Here is a 16,874-nt window from a genome sequence, read left to right as displayed (position 1 = left end):
CACCGCATCGTGGACAGATCAGGAGACCGCCATGGCCTCAACCCGTCATCCGCTGCGGCGTACCCTCGCCGCGGCCGCCGCCCTGCTCGCCCTCACCGTCGCCGGCTGCGGCACCGACGCCGCCGGCGGCGGCCGGCACACCACCGAGCTGCGCTACCAGGGCTCGGTCGGCCAGGTCACCCTGCCGGAACTCGCCGCCGACCTCGGCTACCTCGGCGACGTCACGCTCCACTGGATCGGCAACGTCACCGGCGGACCGGCCGACATCCAGGCCACCGCCACCGGCCAGGTCGACTTCGGCGGCGCGTTCAACGGCGCCATCGTCAAGCTCCGCGCCGCCAACGCCCCGATCACCGCCGTGGTCAGCTACTACGGCTCCGACGCGCAGACCTTCCAGGGCTACTACGTGCCCGACGACAGCCCGATCCGCGGCCCGCGCGACCTGATCGGCAGAAAGGTCGGCATGAACACCCTCGGCGCGCACGCCGAGGCGGTGCTCAAGACCTGGCTGGCCCGGGGCGGGCTCACCCCGGCCGAAATCGCCAAGGTCGAACTGGTCGCCCTGCCGCCGGTCAACATCGAACAGTCGCTGCGGGCCGGGCAGATCGACGTCGCGGTGCTCGGCGGCGTCATCCGGGACAAGGCCGTCGCCAACGGCGGCATCCGCACCGTCTTCACCGACCACGAACTGCTCGGCACCTTCAGCGCCGGCAGCTACGTGTTCCGCGACGACTTCATCCGGCGCAACCCGGAGACCGTACGGGCCTTCGTCACCGGCGTCGGCAAGGCGATCGAGTGGGCCCGCACCCAGCCCCGGGAGACCGTGGTGGCCCGGTTCGAGGCCATCATCGCCAAGCGCGGCCGCAACGAGGACCCGTCCCTGGTCCGGTACTGGAAGTCCAGCGGCGTCGCCGGGCAGGGCGGCCTGATCTCCGACCGGGAGTTCACCACCTGGATCGACTGGCTGGCCGACTCCGGCGAACTGAAGGGCGGCCGGCCGAAACCGGCCGACCTCTACACCAACCGGTTCAACGGGTTCGCCGCCGCCGGGGGTGGCGCATGAGCACCGACAAGATCCTCTTCGACCGGGTGACGAAGGTCTTCCCGGGCCGGCGCGGCAGCGGCGGCGCGGTCACCGCCCTCGACGGGCTCACCCTCGGCGTACGCCCCGGCGAGTTCCTGGTCGTCGTCGGCCCCAGCGGCTGCGGCAAGTCCACCCTGCTCGACCTGCTCGGCGGGCTGACCACCCCGACCGGCGGGCAGGTGCTCGTCGACGGCCGCCCGGTCACCGGGCCCGGCCTGGACCGGGGCATCGTCTTCCAGCAGTACGCGCTGCTGCCCTGGCGCACCGCCGCCGGCAACGTCGCGTTCGGGCTGGAGGCCAAGGGCGTGCCCCGCGCCGAGCGCGCCGACCTGATCGCCCACCACCTCGACCTGGTCGGGCTGGCCGGATTTGCCGACCGCTATCCGCACGAGCTGTCCGGCGGCATGAAGCAGCGCGTCGCCATCGCCCGCAGCCTCGCGTACGACCCGGACGTGCTGCTGATGGACGAACCGTTCGCGGCCCTCGACGCGCAGACCCGCGACTCGCTCCAGGACGAGCTGGTCCGGATCTGGCAGGCCACCGGGAAGACCGTCGTGTTCATCACGCACGGCATCGACGAGGCCGTCCACCTCGGCCAGCGGGTCGCCGTGATGACCGCCCGGCCGGGACGGATCAAGCAGGTCATCGACATCGAGCTGGGCGACCGGGATGCCGTCGAGGACGTGCGCTCCTCGGACGCCTTCCGGCACCACCGCCACCAGATCTGGACCCTGCTGCGCGACGAGGTGCGCGCCGCCCAGTCCGCCGGAGGTCCCGCCGCCGGGGCCCGCCCGGTCACCGCCGCCGGCACCCCGGCGGTCGTCCGCTCCGCCGGCACCGGAGCCGACGGTGGTCGTACCCCCGTGGTGGCCGGAGCGCGCGTGGACCGCGCGACGCCGGTGACGGCCCGCGCCGAGGAGGCCCGCGTTGGTTGACATCGCCGAACGTCCCACCCGGCCGGCGGACCCCGCCGCTACCCCGACGGACTCCGTCGCCACCCCGGCGGACCCCACCGCCACCCCGGCGGACCCCACCTTGGCGCGGAGCCGGCGGGCGGGCGTTGCGCGGCGGCGGCGCGCTGCTCGCTCTCGGCGGCCGGGCGCTGCGCCGCGGCGTGGCGCTGCTGGCCCTCGCCGGGCTCTGGGAGACCGCGCCCCGCGCCGGGCTGGTCGACCGGGTCTTCCTGCCGCCGCTGTCGGAGGTGCTCGCCGCCTGGTGGGTGCTGCTGCGCAGCGGCCAGCTCGCCGACCACGTCGGGGCCAGCCTGACCCGGTCGCTGACCGGCCTCGCCCTGGCCGTGCTCGGCGCCATCCCCCTGGGGCTGCTGATCGGCTGGTACCGGCCGCTCGCGGACCTGCTCAGCCCGCTGCTGGAGGTGTTCCGCAACACCGCCGCGCTGGCCCTGCTGCCGGTCTTCGTGCTGATCCTCGGCCTGGGCGAGACCTCCAAGATCGCCCTGGTGGTCTACGCCTGCTCGTGGCCGATCCTGCTCAACACCATCGCCGGGGTGAAGGGCGTGGACCCGCTGCTGATCCGCTCGGCCCGCTCGATGGGGCTGGACCACCTGCGACTGTTCCAGAAAGTGATCCTGCCGGCGGCCGTGCCGACCATCTTCACCGGCGTCCGGCTCGCCGGGGCCTACTCGATCCTGGTGCTCGTCGCCGCCGAGATGGTCGGCGCCAAAGCCGGCCTCGGCTACCTCATCAACTACGCGCAGTACAACTTCGCGATCCCCGACATGTACGCCGGGATCATCACCATCTCCGCCATCGGCCTGGTCGTCAACCAGCTCCTCGTCGCCGGGGAACGCCGCTTCTCCACCTGGCGCGTCGACGCCACCGCCTGAAAGGACCCACCATGACCCGCACCCTGCACCTCAACGCGTTCCTGATGGGCGTCGGCCACCACGAGGCCGCCTGGCGGCACCCGCGCACCGACCCGCGCCGGATCGCCGACGTCCGGCACTTCCAGGAGCTGGCCCGGATCGCCGAGCGGGGCACCCTCGACTCGGTCTTCCTCGCCGACGGGCTCGCCGTCGGCCCGGCCGTGCGGCACAACATCCAGGCCGTCTTCGAGCCGCTCACCCTGCTCGCCGCGCTGGCCACCAGCACCGAACACATCGGCCTGATCGCCACCGCCTCCACCACCTACCACGAGCCGTTCAACCTGGCCCGGAAGTTCGCCTCGCTGGACCACCTCAGCGGCGGCCGGGCCGGCTGGAACATCGTCACCTCCGCCCAGGCCCGGGAGGCGCGCAACTTCAACCTCGACGACCACCCGGCGCACGCCGAGCGGTACCGGCGGGCCGCCGAGTTCGTCGACGTGGCGATCAAGCTCTGGGACAGCTGGGAGGACGACGCGCTGGCCCTCGACGCCGCCGCCGGGATCTTCGCCGACACCGACCGGGTGCACGAAATCGACCACCACGGCCCGCACTTCCGGGTGCAGGGCCCGCTCAACACGCCCCGACCGCCCCAGGGCCGGCCGCTGCTGGTGCAGGCCGGCTCGTCGGCCGACGGCGTCGCCTTCGCCGCCCGGTACGCCGAGGCCGTCTTCACGGCCCAGCAGACCCTCGCCGACGGGCAGGTGTTCTACGCCGGGCTGAAGCGGGCCACCGCCGCCGCCGGCCGCGACCCGGCAGGGATCAAGGTGCTGCCCGGCATCGCCCCGGTGATCGGCGGTACGGAGGCCGAGGCGCGGGCCCTCGCCGACGAACTGGAGGCGCTGATCGTGCCCGAGCACGCCCTCGCCCAGCTCTCCGGGATGACCGGCCTGGACCTGTCCGGGCTGCCGCTGGACGGGCCGCTGCCGGACCTGCCCGACGTCAGCGCCGTCCAGTCCCACCAGAGCCGCTACCAGCTCGTCGTCGACCTGGCCCGGCGGGAGCGGCTCACCATCCGGCAGCTCATCGGCCGGCTCGGCGGCGGGCGCGGACACCGGGTGGTGGCCGGCACCCCGGAACAGATCGCCGACCAGATCGAACGGTGGTTCACCGAGGGCGCTGCCGACGGCTTCAACGTGATGCCACCGCTGCTGCCGGACGGGCTGTCGGCCTTCGTGGACCACGTGGTGCCGCTGCTGCGCCGGCGCGGCCTGTTCCGCCACGAGTACGCCGGCCGCACCCTACGCGAACACTACGGCCTGCCCCGCCCCGCCAGCGGCTACGCCGCCGCCCGTGCGCTGGTGACCGCATGAGCGCCGAGCTGCGGCCGGTGGACCGGGACGGGTTCCGGGCGCTGCTGCGCCGGCAGGCGTCCACCGTCACGGTGGTCACGGCGGTGGCCCGGGGCACCGCCGACCCGGCCTGCCTCGGCGGGCTCGGCGCACCGGTCCGGGCCGGGTTCACCGCCACCTCGTTCACCTCGGTGTCACTGGACCCGCCGCTGGTCTCGTTCTGCCTCGGGACCGGCTCGTCGAGCTGGCCGGTGATCTCCCGCGCCGAGCACGTGGCGGTGCACCTGCTCGGCGCCGGCCAGCGGGAGACCGCGCGGATCTTCGCCACCAGCGGCATCGACCGGTTCGCCGCGTACCCCGGGTGGACCGCCGGCCCGTTCGGGCTGCCGCTGCTGGCGGGGGTGCTCGGCCGGCTGCTCTGCCGGGTGGTACGCCGGGTCGCGGCCGGCGACCACACCCTGGTCATCGCCGAGCCGCTCGCGCTCGACGACGGCCACGACGGCGACCCGCTGGTCTACCACCGGGGTGGCTACACCAGCGCCGGCGCGGCGGTGCCCGCGTGACGGCCGCGCCGCCCGCGCCGGACCTGCTCGCGCTGGACCGGGCGGCCCAGGACCTGCTGTTCCGGGCCGCCCGCACGGCGAACACGTTCACCGCCGAGCCGGTCACCGACGCGCAGGTCCGGGCCGTGCACGACCTGGTCCGGTACGGCCCGACCGCGCTGAACGCCCAACCGCTGCGGGTGCTGCTGCTGCGCTCGCCGCACGCGCGGGAGCGGCTGCTGCCGTACCTCAGCTCGGGTAACCGGGACAAGACGGCGAGCGCGCCGCTGGTCGCGGTGCTCGCCGCCGACGTGGACTGGCACGAGCGGCTGCCGGAGCTGTTCCCGCACCGCCCGGACGCCCGCGACTGGTTCGCCGGCGACCCGGCCGGCCGGGAGGCGCAGGCCCGGCTCAACGCCGCACTGCAGATCGGCTACCTGCTGATCGGGGTACGCGCCGCCGGGCTGGCCGCCGGCCCGATGGCGGGCTTCGACGCCGCCGGGGTGGAGCGGGAGTTCTTTTCGGACGGTCGGCACCGGGTGCTGCTGCTGCTGAACATCGGCCGGCCCGGGCCGGGCGCCTGGCACGACCGGCTGCCCCGGCTCGGCTACGACGAGGTGGTGCACACCCGGTGACCGCCGGCGCCGGCACCGCGCCCCCGTCCTCCGGGCGCGGCGCCGGCACCGCGCCCCCGTCCTCCGGGCGCGGCGCCGGCCGCCGGTCGGCTCAGCGCGGTTCCCAGGCGTCGGGGCGGGCGATCAGCCGGCGCACGTGCCCGGGCAGCTTCCCGCTGGCCATCTCGGCCAGGCTCACCTCGTCGACCACCTGCCGCACCGCCGCCCGGACAGCGACCCAGAGCCGGGGCAGGTTCTCCGCGGCGCCCTCGTAGCGGGTCTCCTCGGGGCGCAGCCCGCGTACCCCGGCGAGGGGGCCGTCGACGGCGCGCAGGATCTGCCCGATGGTGATCTCGCGCGGCGGCCGGGCCAGGGTGTAGCCGCCCTCCGCGCCGCGCTGCGCCCGCACCAGGCCGGCCCGGCGCAGGTCCGCCAGGACCGCCTCGAGGAACTTGCGCGGCATGTCCTGCTCGGTCGCGATGGCCTGGGTGGAGAGCAGAGCGGGGTACGCGGTGGCCAGGCTCAGGGCCGCCCGGACCGCGTAGTCACCGCGCGCGGAGATCTGCACCCTGCCATCATGCCCGCCCCGGCGCGGCGGGCGGCTCGGCGGGCGGCCGCGGCCGCACCACCCGGACCGGGATCGGCCGCTCCCGGCCCGCCCGGAACGCGCCCGGGCTCACCCCGACCTCGCGGGTGAAGAAGCGCCCGAAGTTGGTCGGCTCGGGAAAACCGAGCCGGCGGCCGATCCCGGCGATCGGCTCGTCGGTGGCGGCCAGCAGCCGGCAGGCCTGCAACGCCACCCGCTCGTCGATGACCTGCTTGGCGCTGCGCCCGGTCACCGCCAGGCAGGCCCGGGTGAGGGTACGCACCGAGCAGCCCAGCTGCGCCGCGTAGTCCTCCACCCGGCGGGTGTGCCGGTAGCCGCGCTCCACCTCCCGGCACAGCCGCTCGAAGGTCTCCCGCTCGGGACGCGGGGCCGGGCGGTCCGCCGCGCCGGGCAGCAGGGTCAGCCGCAGCAGCAGCACCGCGAGCTGGTGCCGCAGCAGCGCCGCGGCGGCCGGCACCCCGGCGTGCCGCTCGGCGTCGACCGCGAGCTGGGTCACCTCGCTGATCACCGCGTCCTCGTCCTCGCCGGCGAGCTGCCGGTACGCGGGCACCGCGTCCGGGTCGACGTCCAGCCCGCGCAGCGTGTCGGCGCCCCAGCGCACCACGGTCGCGTCGAGCTGCCCGCCGACGCAGCGCAGCGCCTGGCCGGGGTGCGCGCGCAGCAGCGTGCCGGGCCGGCAGGGCAGCGCGCGGAAATCCAGCTCGGCGGTGCCGTGACCGCCGGTGACCAGGATCAGCAGCTCCGCACCGAGCAGCACCGGCCGGGACCAGCCGGGCACGGGGGCGAGGTCACGCAGCGCCACGATGTCGAGGTGGTCGTCGCGCCCGAACGGAGGCAGGTCGGTGCGGCTGGCCGAGGAGAGATGTCCGGTAGTGACCATCGACTCGACGGTAACCGCCCCCGGTGCATCCTGCACCCCGACGGTTTTCGCCGGTCAGGGGCGGCTTGTCGGGCCGGACGCGGGACGGTTAGGTTACCGAGCGGTAGCGCCTGGGTCGCCGGAGACGCCCGCGGCCCCCGCCGACTCGCGATGGGATGGGCATGACGGATCTGTTCTCGGTCGAAGGCAAGACGGTCCTGGTCACCGGCGGCTCACGGGGGATCGGGCTGATGATCGCCCGCGGCTTCGTCGAGGCCGGCGCGAAGGTCATCATCTCCTCGCGGAAGGCCGAGGTCTGCGAGACGGTGGCCAGGGAGCTGTCGGCGGTTGGCTCCTGCGCGGCGCTGCCGGCCGACCTGAGCCACGACGAGGGCGCGTTGGGGCTGGCCGCCGCCGTGCGCGAGCGCACCGGCGACCGGCTCGACGTGCTGGTCAACAACGCCGGCGCCACCTGGGGCGCCCCGCTGGAGTCGTACCCGGAGAGCGCCTTCGACAAGCTCTGGGCGGTCAACGTCAAGGCCGTTTTCCGGCTCACCCAGGCGCTGCTGCCGGCGCTGCGCGGCGCGGCCGGCCCCGACGACCCGGCCCGCGTGATTAACATCGGCTCGATCGACGGCATCCGCGTGCCGTGGATGGAGGTGTACGCATACTCGGCGACCAAGGCGGCCGTGCACATGCTCACCCGCAGCCTCGCCCACCAGCTCGCCGGTGAGCGGATCACGGTCAACGCGATCGCGCCGGGGCCGTTCGAGAGCAAGATGATGGCGTTCGCGCTGGACGACCCCGCGTCCCGGGCCGCGATCGAGCAGCAGGTGCCGCTGGGCCGGATCGGCCGGCCGGAGGACATGGCGGGCACCGCGATCTACCTGGCCTCGCGCGCCGGGGCGTACCTGACCGGGGCGGTCATCCCGGTCGACGGCGGGATCACCACGCACGGCTGACCGACGTGGTCACCCCGGTCGACGGGGGGATCACCGCGCACGGCTGACCGGCGTGCGGCGACGGTCCGGGGCCGCGCGGACTCGGCAGATCCGCGCGGCCCCGGAAGGTTGCCGTGTCAGCGACCGGCGAGCAGCCGGTTCACCGCCGTGTCGACGTCCAGGTGCTCGGCCTCGCGGCCGCGCGGGACGACGACGTAGGTCCGGCGCAGGAAGCGCACCAGCACGCTGCGCGGGACCTCGAAGAGGGCGTTGCCGTCCGGGGACGACAGCGCGAGCGCGACGAAGTCGCCGCGCGGGGTGGCCCACGGCCAGACCCGGACATCGCCGATGCCGGCCGGTTCGTCGAGCCCGGTGACCAGCAGTTCGCGGGCGAACGACCAGCTCACCGCCTCACCGCCGGCGGATTCGGCGTGGAACAGGACATGGACCGCATACGGGTCAGCAGGGTCGTAACGCAGACTGGCACGCACCGGCAATGCGGTGGCGTCAGGCGCGACGAGCCTTAGCGACGTCTCGACCTCTACGGTCGTCGGTCGGATGACACTCATTGACGTTCTCCCCCCGGCACCGCTGCGGAACGCGCGTGTCCCGCTTTTCCCATACTCAGGTGCTACTCCTGGCTACGCTCCGCCATACGCTGACTTCACCCAGTGGTGGGAAGGGTGTCGGAACGCCGCCGAGAACATGAAAATTCTTGTAGGATTTCCGCTTCGCCCAGTCCATGATCCCGCCCGGCAACGGGTGGTTCAGTCGTCGACTTACTCCGGTAACGTCCAGTCCTCAGCAGGGGTGACGGTCCCGCGCGACACTGGGGGTGGAAATGATCCTCGGCTCCACTGAGGAACCCATCGCGACCATGGCCGACCCGCCGAAAGGAACGGCCCGAACAGTCGAAAGGCGGGGTTACGAAGTGCCTGTCAAACCCGGTCCACGCGGCCTCGTCGTGGAACGGCGCCGCAGCGGCTGGCGGGCCCGCGCGCACCTGACCCTCGACCTCATCCGGGCCAACCCCACCGGCCGGATCGCCCTCAAGATATTCATCGCCGTCCTCGGCGCGATCATCGTGACCATCGGCATCGCCCTCATCCCGCTGCCCGGGCCCGGCTGGCTGCTGGTCATCGCCGGCCTCGGCGTCTGGGCCGTCGAGTTCCACTGGGCCCGCCGGCTGCTCGCCTTCACCCGTCGAAACGTCCAGGCCTGGACCCGATGGGTGACCGGTCAATCACTATCCGTACGCTTCCTGCTCGGCGCCGTCGGGCTGGTGTTCGTCTCCGCGGTGGTCTGGGCATCCCTCAAGTACAGCCTCGGCATCGACCTGATCGCCCGCGCCATGCACTACCTCGCGACGCACTGAGGCCCGGTTTTTGGTCCGCGTCGACGATCAGGTAGAGTGATCGGCGCTGAGGGCGATTAGCTCAGCGGGAGAGCGCTTCGTTCACACCGAAGAGGTCACTGGTTCGATCCCAGTATCGCCCACCGTAGATGTACGCAGGTCAGAAGCCCGTAGCCGGAATTGCCGGTAACGGGCTTCTCTGCTGTTGCCCCTTAAATTGGGAGCAGATTGGGAGCAGCGCCAACAGGCTCGCGCTCCTGACCTCGAGAAACGCGGCGCTGCTCCGTGACCCAGCAAGAGATTCGTCGATGCCGTGAATGACGTCACGGCGGTGCATCGGCCAACCGTGGGGTCTGCCAACCGGCGGTCCACCGTGCCCCCACGGCCGGCGGCTTTCACTTATCCCGCTCCGACTTACTCCACGGCGCTGCACCCGTCCTCCATGGGGCCCTCCCGTAGCCGCTGCTGAGACAGCAGCGGCTGCGGTGCCCCAACGGCGGGGGCAGAGGAGCGCAGCCGGGCATAAGCAGTCGGGCCCAGCGGCAGATGTCCGCAGTTGTGGACCTCCCTCATCCCGGGAGGCCCACAACCCCTACTCGTCCCCCGGAATCTCTCGCGAATCGAGGTCAGCGATCTTGGTTGGCAGGAGGTATTCCTCGATCTGCTCCGCGAGGTGAAGCGGCCACGGCAGGACGGTGGTGCCCCGTACGTACGGTGCTGCATCTCGCAGCTCGTGCGCCAGCGCCGCCCAGTGCTCGGGCTGGTCGCCGTCCTGGATTCCCGCCACGAGCAGCTCGATGAATTGCGGGTTCCATACCTGGGCCTTCGGCTTTGGGGCAGTGAGCTTGCCGTTGTGCTCGCCGGGGATCAGCTTCGACACGCCCTTCAGCGCTCCGGAGTGCGTGCTGGGCTTGCCCGTGGTGCTGCCGTATACCCGATGGACCAGGAAGCGCCACAGACCCTTGGGCTGGCCTGTGCCGTCGTCGGTTACGCCGTAGCACTCCGGCGTCTCGCCGCCTTCAGCGGTGCGAACGCGTACATGGCGCAGGCCGGGCAGTTTGCTGATCGGCTGAGGTTCACCGGCGCCGAAGCCGAGGCTGTCGAGCTGAATGCGGCCGTTGGTGAGGGTGTTCCAGACGCTGCGCAGGTTCTGTGCATGGGTGAGTAGCAGGGTGTCGGGGAAAGCGGTGGTGGCTTCATCGATGACGTCCTTGGCGAACCGGACTACGTCGTCGGGGCCGCACTTGAGGTCCACGTTGACGTACTGCTTACCGATTTCCACGAGCCCGGTGTGCAGCGGCTGCCAGGGCACCTTGGGCGCACGGACTTCCACATGCTGACCGGTGGGGTCGACGAGCACGGCGACCGGGACCTGTCGCGCGAGCCCCCAGACGCGTCCCTTGTTCTGGCGGATTATCCAGATGGCCAGGAGGGCCGGCCGCCGGATGAGGGTATTTTGCGCCGGCTCAGGCAGTGGTTCGGGGCGTACGCCGAGCTGCCGGAACAGGTCATCGACGGCTGCGGCGAACCGCTCTCGGTTCGTGTCAGAGGCCTCCCTGCCCTCACGGGCACGCGGGGGACGCTTCGGCTCGGCAACCGGGGTGACGAACTGGCTGAGCCGCCCCGTCCGCAGCAGGCCGTGCCGGATGGCGAACTTGGGATCGTCGCCGCGTCTCCGGCCTTGATAGGCGTCGGGGTGGGCGATCTCGACCAAGGCGATTGTCGGGTTAGCCGCGTCGCCAAGTGCGTCGGCGATGTGCTCGATGCGAGCCTCCACCGCGGCCTGGGGCCGGCGTCCGGCCCGGTCAAGGTCGGCGCGAATCGTCGGTGTCGCCAGCCGCCGAATCCCAACGGTCACCGCGCCCAGGTCGATGTCAACCCCGGTTCCGTCAAGCTGCTCGGCGCGGGGCATCGGGACACCGAGACGGGTGGCGAGCCGGTCGAGGGCGTATTGCGTGGCGCGGTCGGTATCGGTGAGTAGCTCCACGGCCAGACGCGGCCCGACGATCTCACGGAGGTAGGTGGCCGAAACCTGACTCTCGCTGATGCCGCCAAGCCCCTTGTACACAGTGCGCTTCTCGCGCGGGAGCGCCGCTGCTGGACGGAGGTGTGGGGTGAGCTCGTTGGTGACCCAGTCCATCAGTGGCTGGCGGTCGGCAACCGCCAACCCGGCGCTGACCTTCTCAGCCGAGAGCATGCCGGTGCTGTATACCAGCGCAGCTGCGTCGCCGTGGCGCTGCAGGTAGTCCAGTGGCTTGTCGACCAGCTGCTGCGGGTCGGGCAGGCGGCCGAGACAACCGGCTTCCTTGAGTACCCTCGCGCAGGCGTCGTCCCAGCGTGGGCCGTAGCTGTTCGAGCCATCCCTCTCCGTCACCCTGACCTGCTTGATCCGCGCCGTGCCGAAATGACGAGAGTTCTCCACGCCGGCCAGGTACGGCACGGTCGGCGCCAGGTAAACCGAGTGGCCATGGTCGAAGGCGAGCTTGCCTCGCGCGGGCATCCAGCGCCGCACGCCGTACGACAGATATACCAGCAGCTCATCACTGGTGGGTAGGGTCTGCGCGCTGATTCCGATCTTGACCGAGAACGGGGTCTGATCCTCGATCCGCTCCGGCGGCCAGGACATGATCTCCGCGCCGTGGGCGCTCGGGCAGCGCAGGAACCGCATCTCGTTGTGCGGGCACGTAGCGTCCGGGCGGGCCAATGTCGCCGCAATCTCCATCGGGAGCAGACGCATGGCGCGCTGTCGTTCTTCCGGCGCGGTCAGGTCCAGGTGAACCGGCGACCAGGTGAGGTGGCTGGCGTGCAGCTGGGACAGGGTCAGGGAGATCTGCTCCGGCGTGCCCTTCTGCGCGCGTACCCACGCCGCGACCAGGTTGAAGATGGCTGCCGGGTTTACCGCGCGGTATGCGAGCAGCCAATCCTGGTCGTCGTCGCCACGTCCGGCGTACGGAAGCGTGACGACGCAGTCGGGAACGAGGGCGGTGATCGCGTCGTTGAGCGAGGCGATTGGGATGCTGGCGACGTCGCCACCGCGCTGCGCCTGGGCGAGCCGGCGCAGCGGCTCCTTCCAGCGGCCAGGGAACCGCATGAGGTAATAGGCGCGCTCGATCGGGGCTGCGGGATCGAGACGCATGACAGTGACAGCGAGGTCGTCGTAGCGGCGTGCCATTCAGCGGTCTCCCATGTTGGTGAGGGCGCGGTACAGGGGCTGGTAGAGCGCTTGGACCAGGTGCCGATCGGTGTTGACGCCGTTAGGCTCGAAGTACGGGGTGAGCACTTCGCGCATGCCGTGCAGAAGGCTGGTGCTGGCATCGTCGAGGTCGGTGTCGGTGTCGCTCCGGCGCGCAGTGACCGGTGCGAAGGCGGCGTCGCAGAAGTAGACCTTCGCGGCTTGGCCGCCGCGTAGGAGCCGGCCCACGACCTGCCAGATGGTTACGAGTTGGGTCCAGGCCACGCGTTGGCGTTCGTCCGTGCCGAGCTGGCTGTATGCGACCAGAGCGTGCAGCAACCGCCGCCACTGGCGCTGCGCGGCTCGGCGTCGCTGGCTGCCGGCACCTACGAGGCGTTCGTGTGCCGGGCAGTCGTCGTCGAGCGAGTGCGGGCGTAGTTGTTCGAGGGCGTATTGATTGATCCGCTGGGTGACGTAGCTGAGATCCTTCGGCCGCGGGTGGGGACGTACCAGGAAGAACGCGGCGCCGATGGCGGCCACGCCGTCGTTGTTGAGGATGTTGTGCCCTCGCTCGACGGCCAGGATGGGGGCGACCAGCAGCCACGCGTCATCGATGCCGAAGTCCGCGACATCTCCGCGGCGCAGCAAGTGGCCGTCATCCCAGCCGGTTTCCAACTCGTCGTCGCCGATGAGGCAGCGCACCTGCCCCTCCCAGGAGGACTTACGCCGAAGCAGCTCGTTGGTGACGGTGCGGGCCTCGGCGTAGCTGCCGACCAGCAGCATGATCTTCTGCCGGCCGGGCGGCAGGGCGGCTCGTTCCCGCTCCAGCCGGTTTCGTCGACCGGGACCCGCGCCCGGCTGAGTCAGAGCCGCGACCATCTGCCGCAGGGCGCTGGCACGCTCCTCCCCGTAGCGGCCGGACACCCAGATCGGGATACTCCGTTCGCCCTGGTGCTGGATGTCCAGGGCGAACGTGGTCTCGGAGATGACGGCGAGTTTCTGCGGTGACGGGCGCAGGATCGCCTCGACCGGCACGTTGATGTGGTATCGAGGCGAGGTGCCGGCCCAACTGGTCCCGGACAACAGCAGTACGTTCGGGCCTGGCCCGTCGGCGGGAAGCAGGTCTGGTAGGCCGACCAGCAGGGCACGCCCTACGCCGGTATAGCGGAAGAACCTGAACTCGCCCAGCTGGCCGTCGCGGCGGTCGGTCTCGTCTTCGACGTACTGGAACCCCAGCACGTTGCCCATCGGGGACTCGGGCACCGCGACGGCGAGGTCACTGGGCGGGCGGCGTACCTCCGCCGGAAGCGTGTCGAACATGTCCAGCTCGGCCGCGACTTCCGGCCAGATTGCGAGCATCAGGTTGAGCCGGTGTGCCATCACCGCTACGGCGATGGCCAGCTCCAGCCGCCACACGTTGCGATCGAGCTCCGCCGGTGCGATCTTCCTACCTTCGACCAACTCCCGATCGCTCAGCTCGGTCAGCCACTGCCGAACGGCGTCCTCCCGCGTCTCCTCTTCCGTGTCGGATAGTTGCGCCTCGGCCAAGGTGGCCAGACCCCCGGCTACCTCGCCGGATGCTCCCGTCGGGTCGTCGATGAACGCGTTGAACTGCTCGCGCAGCAACTTGTAGAGCTCATCGTTGTCCCAGCCGGGGTCCGGTTTGCGGCCCTTCGCAAAGGTGTAGCCGGCCCAGTTCTGAGCAAGGCTGTTGAAAAGGGTCCAAGCGGTGAAGTAGTCGGGGTCGAGCCAGTTCAACACCGGCCGGCCGGCCCGGACCCGGTCTCGCTGCAGCAACTGGTAGATGATGTCAGCTGCGGAACGGGCCTGGTTCAGTGCCGTGATGAACCGGCGGATCTGCCGCGAACTGACCGGCGCGCGGCCCGTTGCGCGAAGCTTCTCCGCCACCCGCGCCCCGATCTCGTCGATCCACGCTTCCTGGCTCGGCCCAAGCAGCACCTGGGCACTGGCGAACATCTCATCGAGGTTTGCTTGCACCTGGTCGGCCTCGTCGACCACGATCAGGTCACTGCGCCGCCACGCCGCCTCCAGGTACCGCATCTGCTCGTGGCTCAACGGTCCAGGTACGGAGGTGTGCACAAGACTCCACGGCGTCGCGATCCACACGTTCGCCGTGACCAGTCGACGTGCGGCCTCATGCCGCTGGCAGCGATACCACAGGGGACAGGTGCGCCGGGCTCCGTCCCGCCAGCGATCCACCGGGGCGTCCGGATCGGTCTCGATCAGGTGCTGGCAGGGCGCCTCGCGTACCTCTAGGGGGATGGGGGCACCCCGGACGGCATCGAGTGGGCAGGCCGTGCTGACCAGGTCGAACCCGTACGGATCGGAGGGCAGGAGCCGGCCAGGCGCCGGCGGTTGGAGCCGATGGAGCCGCTCCGTATGCCGGGTGCGGTTCTGCCCCATGACCGGTGCCGCCACCACGCCGCCGTACCAGGACAGCTCGTGCGCCATGCGTAGTGCTGCCGAGTTGTCGCCGACCACGATCGTCACCCGGAGGCCATGTTGCGCTGCCCAAGTCGCCAAAATCGTCACGAGGGTGCTCTTGCCGACGCTGACCATGCCGACCATGTGCAGGATCCGGTCGATGCGAAGGGTTGTGGCGTCGCCGAAGGTATCGTCGGCCAGCCGGACCTGCAGCGTGACGTCCAGCAGGCGCTCCGCCCATCGATGAGGGGAACGCCCGGCCTGCAGATCGGTGGCATCCATACCGCAGGCGGTCGCCACCAACTCCTGCCACGTGACCTCGATCGGTGCCCGCATCCGGACCGCCAGGTCATGCAGAGCCGGAGCCGGCGTGGGCGGAAGGTTGTCCGGTACCGTCACGCCCTGACCACGCGCCGTGGAGCTCATGCGGTACCGGCCGGGTGCGGCGAACCGCACGCCGGTGGTAGCGAAGGGCAGCGGCTCGGTGAGCATCTGCTCGTACCAGGCCCACCTTTCGGCCGCCACCCTGCACTGCCGGCGTACCGGTCGGCCGAGCGGGTCCAATTGGTAACCTCGCACTGCCTCAGGAACGGACAGGTAAGCCCGCAGCAACTCGTCCCACCCGTAGGGGCGCTGGCTGCGCCACAGCAGGGCTCGCGCGTTGGCGAGTCGGACCGCCGCGTCGGCCGGCGGATGCGGCACCGCGTCCCACAGCGCCCGGTAGCCATCGAGCAACGCGGGCACTCCGCTGGCGGCCTGGTCGACGGCGACTGTTTCCAGCAGATACAGGCACAGTTCGGTGTCCATCAGGCGGGACGGCGAAGGCTGCTCCGCGGTCGGGGTGTAGTGGCCGCGGAGGGCCCGGGTGAAGCGGTTGCGGATGGTGTTGATCTGCCTCATGCCCCCGCCTCCACCCGCCGCTTCACGGCACCGATGAACTCCGCCTCAGAGACCGCCACGATCCGCTGTCCCGGCCGCACCTGGGGGCACGCCTTCCGCAGCCGTGCCACGTACCGCGGATGTGCCTTGACCTGCTCCTGGCCAATGACGACGTAGGCCCTCTCCGCCTCGGGCGACACGGTGAACAGCCGCTCCCGCAGCCGCCGGGCGAGCCGTAACGGGTTGCGCCAGGCCTTGATGTCGGCGATCCAAGGCCGATCCTCGAAGACCGCGATGTCGCATGCGTCGAAGTCCGGCCACAACGTGACCGGCACGCCGAGCTTTCCAATCGCGTCGGCAATGCGCAGCTCTGCACGACCCGGTGCGGTGATGAAGGTGCGTAGCTCACGCCGCAACCACCACACGCCCTCGCTTACTGGGTGGTCCGTCCCGGCCGTTCCGGGTGCCGGGCAGGTTTCGTCCTCGCAGACCCAGGTCCGGTCGTCATCCAGTGGCAACCGAAGACCGCTGCACCCGCCGCAGGTCCGGATCACGCCATCCGCCATCGCCTCCGGTGGTGCCTCCACATACGCCTGCCGCACCTCATCCGCCAGCAGCGCCAAGTCAGGATCGGCCAGCCCTGCGTCGAGCTCCATCGCCGCGATCGCCGGCTGTCGGATCAGGAGCTCGCGGAACGCGACGTAGGACTGCGGTGCGTTGTGGGCCCGGGACTTGTCCATCACCGCCCGCAACAGCGCGTTCTCGCGGATCTCGCCTTCCACATCCCCACGGAGGCTGCCGAGTTCCTCGCAGGCTGCCGTCGGGCGGCCATAGACGAGCAGGGCCTCATCAGGGTCGACGTCGGTGCCGGTGAGGTCGATCTTCCAGTCGCCGAACGGCTGCTGCGCAAGCTGAAGCAGCTCCACCACGCTGGCAGGCGCGGGCGCGCTCTGATGCCAGGCGAGCAGGGTCAGCCGGTCCAGCGCGAGCTGCAGGTTCGCCGGGTACGGCAGCCGAAACGCGTCACCCGATGCGGTCTGCTGGGCGTACTCGAGGATCCCGCTGGCGAGCTGCGCAACAGCAACCTGCGGGCTGGGCAGCCATGACGGGTCTGAAGGTGCATCGATCATATGTGCACTCCGCGTGAGAGAGACGTAGGCAAGGCGGGGTGAGTTCCATTGGACCTCATCGGTATGACAACCG

Annotated in this window: 14 protein-coding genes and 1 tRNA gene; 9 read left to right on the top strand and 6 right to left on the bottom strand. The window is 71.2% G+C overall.

What is annotated here, in order from left to right:
• Positions 1-31: 31 nt before the first annotated feature.
• From LQ51_RS12940 to LQ51_RS12915, 6 genes are all read left to right on the top strand, one after another.
• Entirely contained in the window at positions 32-1,063 is a 1,032-nt protein-coding gene (locus tag LQ51_RS12940) for an ABC transporter substrate-binding protein (RefSeq protein WP_046565506.1), read from the top strand.
• Entirely contained in the window at positions 1,060-2,019 is a 960-nt protein-coding gene (locus tag LQ51_RS12935) for an ABC transporter ATP-binding protein (RefSeq protein ID WP_046565503.1), read from the top strand. The genes LQ51_RS12940 and LQ51_RS12935 overlap by 4 nt, the downstream gene beginning before the upstream one ends.
• Before the next feature lie 125 nt (positions 2,020-2,144).
• Positions 2,145-2,930: an ABC transporter permease gene (locus LQ51_RS12930; protein ID WP_046565502.1), complete on the top strand. Its 786-nt coding sequence runs from the start codon at positions 2,145-2,147 to the stop codon at positions 2,928-2,930.
• Between the two features lie 11 nt (positions 2,931-2,941).
• Positions 2,942-4,279 (top strand): LLM class flavin-dependent oxidoreductase, encoded by a 1,338-nt coding sequence (locus LQ51_RS12925; RefSeq protein WP_046565500.1) that lies wholly within the window; start codon positions 2,942-2,944, stop codon positions 4,277-4,279.
• Positions 4,276-4,821: a flavin reductase family protein gene (locus LQ51_RS12920; protein ID WP_046565498.1), complete on the top strand. Its 546-nt coding sequence runs from the start codon at positions 4,276-4,278 to the stop codon at positions 4,819-4,821. The genes LQ51_RS12925 and LQ51_RS12920 overlap by 4 nt, the downstream gene beginning before the upstream one ends.
• On the top strand, positions 4,818-5,435 hold the full coding sequence (locus LQ51_RS12915) for a malonic semialdehyde reductase (RefSeq protein ID WP_046565496.1): 618 nt from the start codon (positions 4,818-4,820) through the stop codon (positions 5,433-5,435). Before LQ51_RS12920 ends, LQ51_RS12915 begins: the two co-directional genes overlap by 4 nt.
• A gap of 91 nt (positions 5,436-5,526) precedes the next feature.
• Here LQ51_RS12915 and LQ51_RS12910 read toward each other — a convergent pair whose 3' ends face one another.
• A complete protein-coding gene (locus LQ51_RS12910) occupies positions 5,527-5,982 on the bottom strand; it encodes an RrF2 family transcriptional regulator (protein WP_046565495.1) in 456 nt (151 codons plus the stop codon).
• Between the two features lie 7 nt (positions 5,983-5,989).
• On the bottom strand, positions 5,990-6,901 hold the full coding sequence (locus LQ51_RS12905) for a helix-turn-helix transcriptional regulator (RefSeq protein WP_046565493.1): 912 nt from the start codon (positions 6,899-6,901) through the stop codon (positions 5,990-5,992).
• Between the two features lie 161 nt (positions 6,902-7,062).
• Between LQ51_RS12905 and LQ51_RS12900 the strand changes: the two genes are divergently transcribed.
• Positions 7,063-7,842 (top strand): glucose 1-dehydrogenase, encoded by a 780-nt coding sequence (locus LQ51_RS12900; protein ID WP_046565620.1) that lies wholly within the window; start codon positions 7,063-7,065, stop codon positions 7,840-7,842.
• Between the two features lie 116 nt (positions 7,843-7,958).
• Here the strand turns inward: LQ51_RS12900 and LQ51_RS12895 are convergent, their stop codons facing one another.
• Positions 7,959-8,390 (bottom strand): SsgA family sporulation/cell division regulator, encoded by a 432-nt coding sequence (locus tag LQ51_RS12895; protein WP_007457244.1) that lies wholly within the window; start codon positions 8,388-8,390, stop codon positions 7,959-7,961.
• Between the two features lie 308 nt (positions 8,391-8,698).
• Here LQ51_RS12895 and LQ51_RS12890 point away from each other — a divergent pair, with 308 nt between their 5' ends.
• Both LQ51_RS12890 and LQ51_RS12885 read left to right on the top strand, forming a co-directional pair.
• Positions 8,699-9,196, top strand: a complete 498-nt coding sequence (locus LQ51_RS12890) for a TIGR02611 family protein (RefSeq protein WP_156313075.1) — start codon at positions 8,699-8,701, stop codon at positions 9,194-9,196.
• Between the two features lie 50 nt (positions 9,197-9,246).
• Positions 9,247-9,318, top strand: a tRNA-Val gene (locus LQ51_RS12885).
• Positions 9,319-9,767: 449 nt separating this feature from the next.
• Here LQ51_RS12885 and LQ51_RS12880 read toward each other — a convergent pair.
• Genes LQ51_RS12880 through LQ51_RS12870 form a run of 3 tightly spaced genes read right to left on the bottom strand, consistent with a single transcriptional unit; the run spans position 9,768 to position 16,801 of the window.
• Entirely contained in the window at positions 9,768-12,347 is a 2,580-nt protein-coding gene (locus LQ51_RS12880; RefSeq protein ID WP_046565487.1) for a pPIWI_RE module domain-containing protein, read from the bottom strand.
• Positions 12,348-15,692 (bottom strand): pPIWI_RE_Z domain-containing protein, encoded by a 3,345-nt coding sequence (locus LQ51_RS12875; RefSeq protein ID WP_046565486.1) that lies wholly within the window; start codon positions 15,690-15,692, stop codon positions 12,348-12,350.
• Positions 15,689-16,801 carry a pPIWI_RE_Y domain-containing protein gene (locus tag LQ51_RS12870; RefSeq protein WP_046565484.1) on the bottom strand — a complete coding sequence of 371 codons (1,113 nt, stop codon included), beginning with the start codon at positions 16,799-16,801 and terminating at the stop codon, positions 15,689-15,691. Before LQ51_RS12870 ends, LQ51_RS12875 begins: the two co-directional genes overlap by 4 nt.
• Positions 16,802-16,874: the final 73 nt, after the last annotated feature.

Origin of the sequence: Micromonospora sp. HK10 (genome assembly GCF_000982955.1) — a bacterium.
Classification (GTDB): Bacteria; Actinomycetota; Actinomycetes; order Mycobacteriales; family Micromonosporaceae; genus Micromonospora.
This window is presented reverse-complemented; position numbering and strand designations above follow the sequence as displayed.

Excerpts from the sequence above, each read along its gene's own strand:
- LQ51_RS12940 (WP_046565506.1), top strand. The coding sequence starts at position 32 with ATGGCCTCAACCCGTCATCCGCTGCGGCGTACCCTCGCCGCGGCCGCC.
- LQ51_RS12935 (WP_046565503.1), top strand. The coding sequence starts at position 1,060 with ATGAGCACCGACAAGATCCTCTTCGACCGGGTGACGAAGGTCTTCCCG.
- LQ51_RS12925 (WP_046565500.1), top strand. The coding sequence starts at position 2,942 with ATGACCCGCACCCTGCACCTCAACGCGTTCCTGATGGGCGTCGGCCAC.
- LQ51_RS12920 (WP_046565498.1), top strand. The coding sequence starts at position 4,276 with ATGAGCGCCGAGCTGCGGCCGGTGGACCGGGACGGGTTCCGGGCGCTG.
- LQ51_RS12905 (WP_046565493.1), bottom strand. The coding sequence starts at position 6,901 with ATGGTCACTACCGGACATCTCTCCTCGGCCAGCCGCACCGACCTGCCT.
- LQ51_RS12900 (WP_046565620.1), top strand. The coding sequence starts at position 7,063 with ATGACGGATCTGTTCTCGGTCGAAGGCAAGACGGTCCTGGTCACCGGC.
- LQ51_RS12895 (WP_007457244.1), bottom strand. The coding sequence starts at position 8,390 with ATGAGTGTCATCCGACCGACGACCGTAGAGGTCGAGACGTCGCTAAGG.
- LQ51_RS12890 (WP_156313075.1), top strand. The coding sequence starts at position 8,699 with ATGGCCGACCCGCCGAAAGGAACGGCCCGAACAGTCGAAAGGCGGGGT.
- LQ51_RS12880 (WP_046565487.1), bottom strand. The coding sequence starts at position 12,347 with ATGGCACGCCGCTACGACGACCTCGCTGTCACTGTCATGCGTCTCGAT.
- LQ51_RS12875 (WP_046565486.1), bottom strand. The coding sequence starts at position 15,692 with ATGAGGCAGATCAACACCATCCGCAACCGCTTCACCCGGGCCCTCCGC.
- LQ51_RS12870 (WP_046565484.1), bottom strand. The coding sequence starts at position 16,801 with ATGATCGATGCACCTTCAGACCCGTCATGGCTGCCCAGCCCGCAGGTT.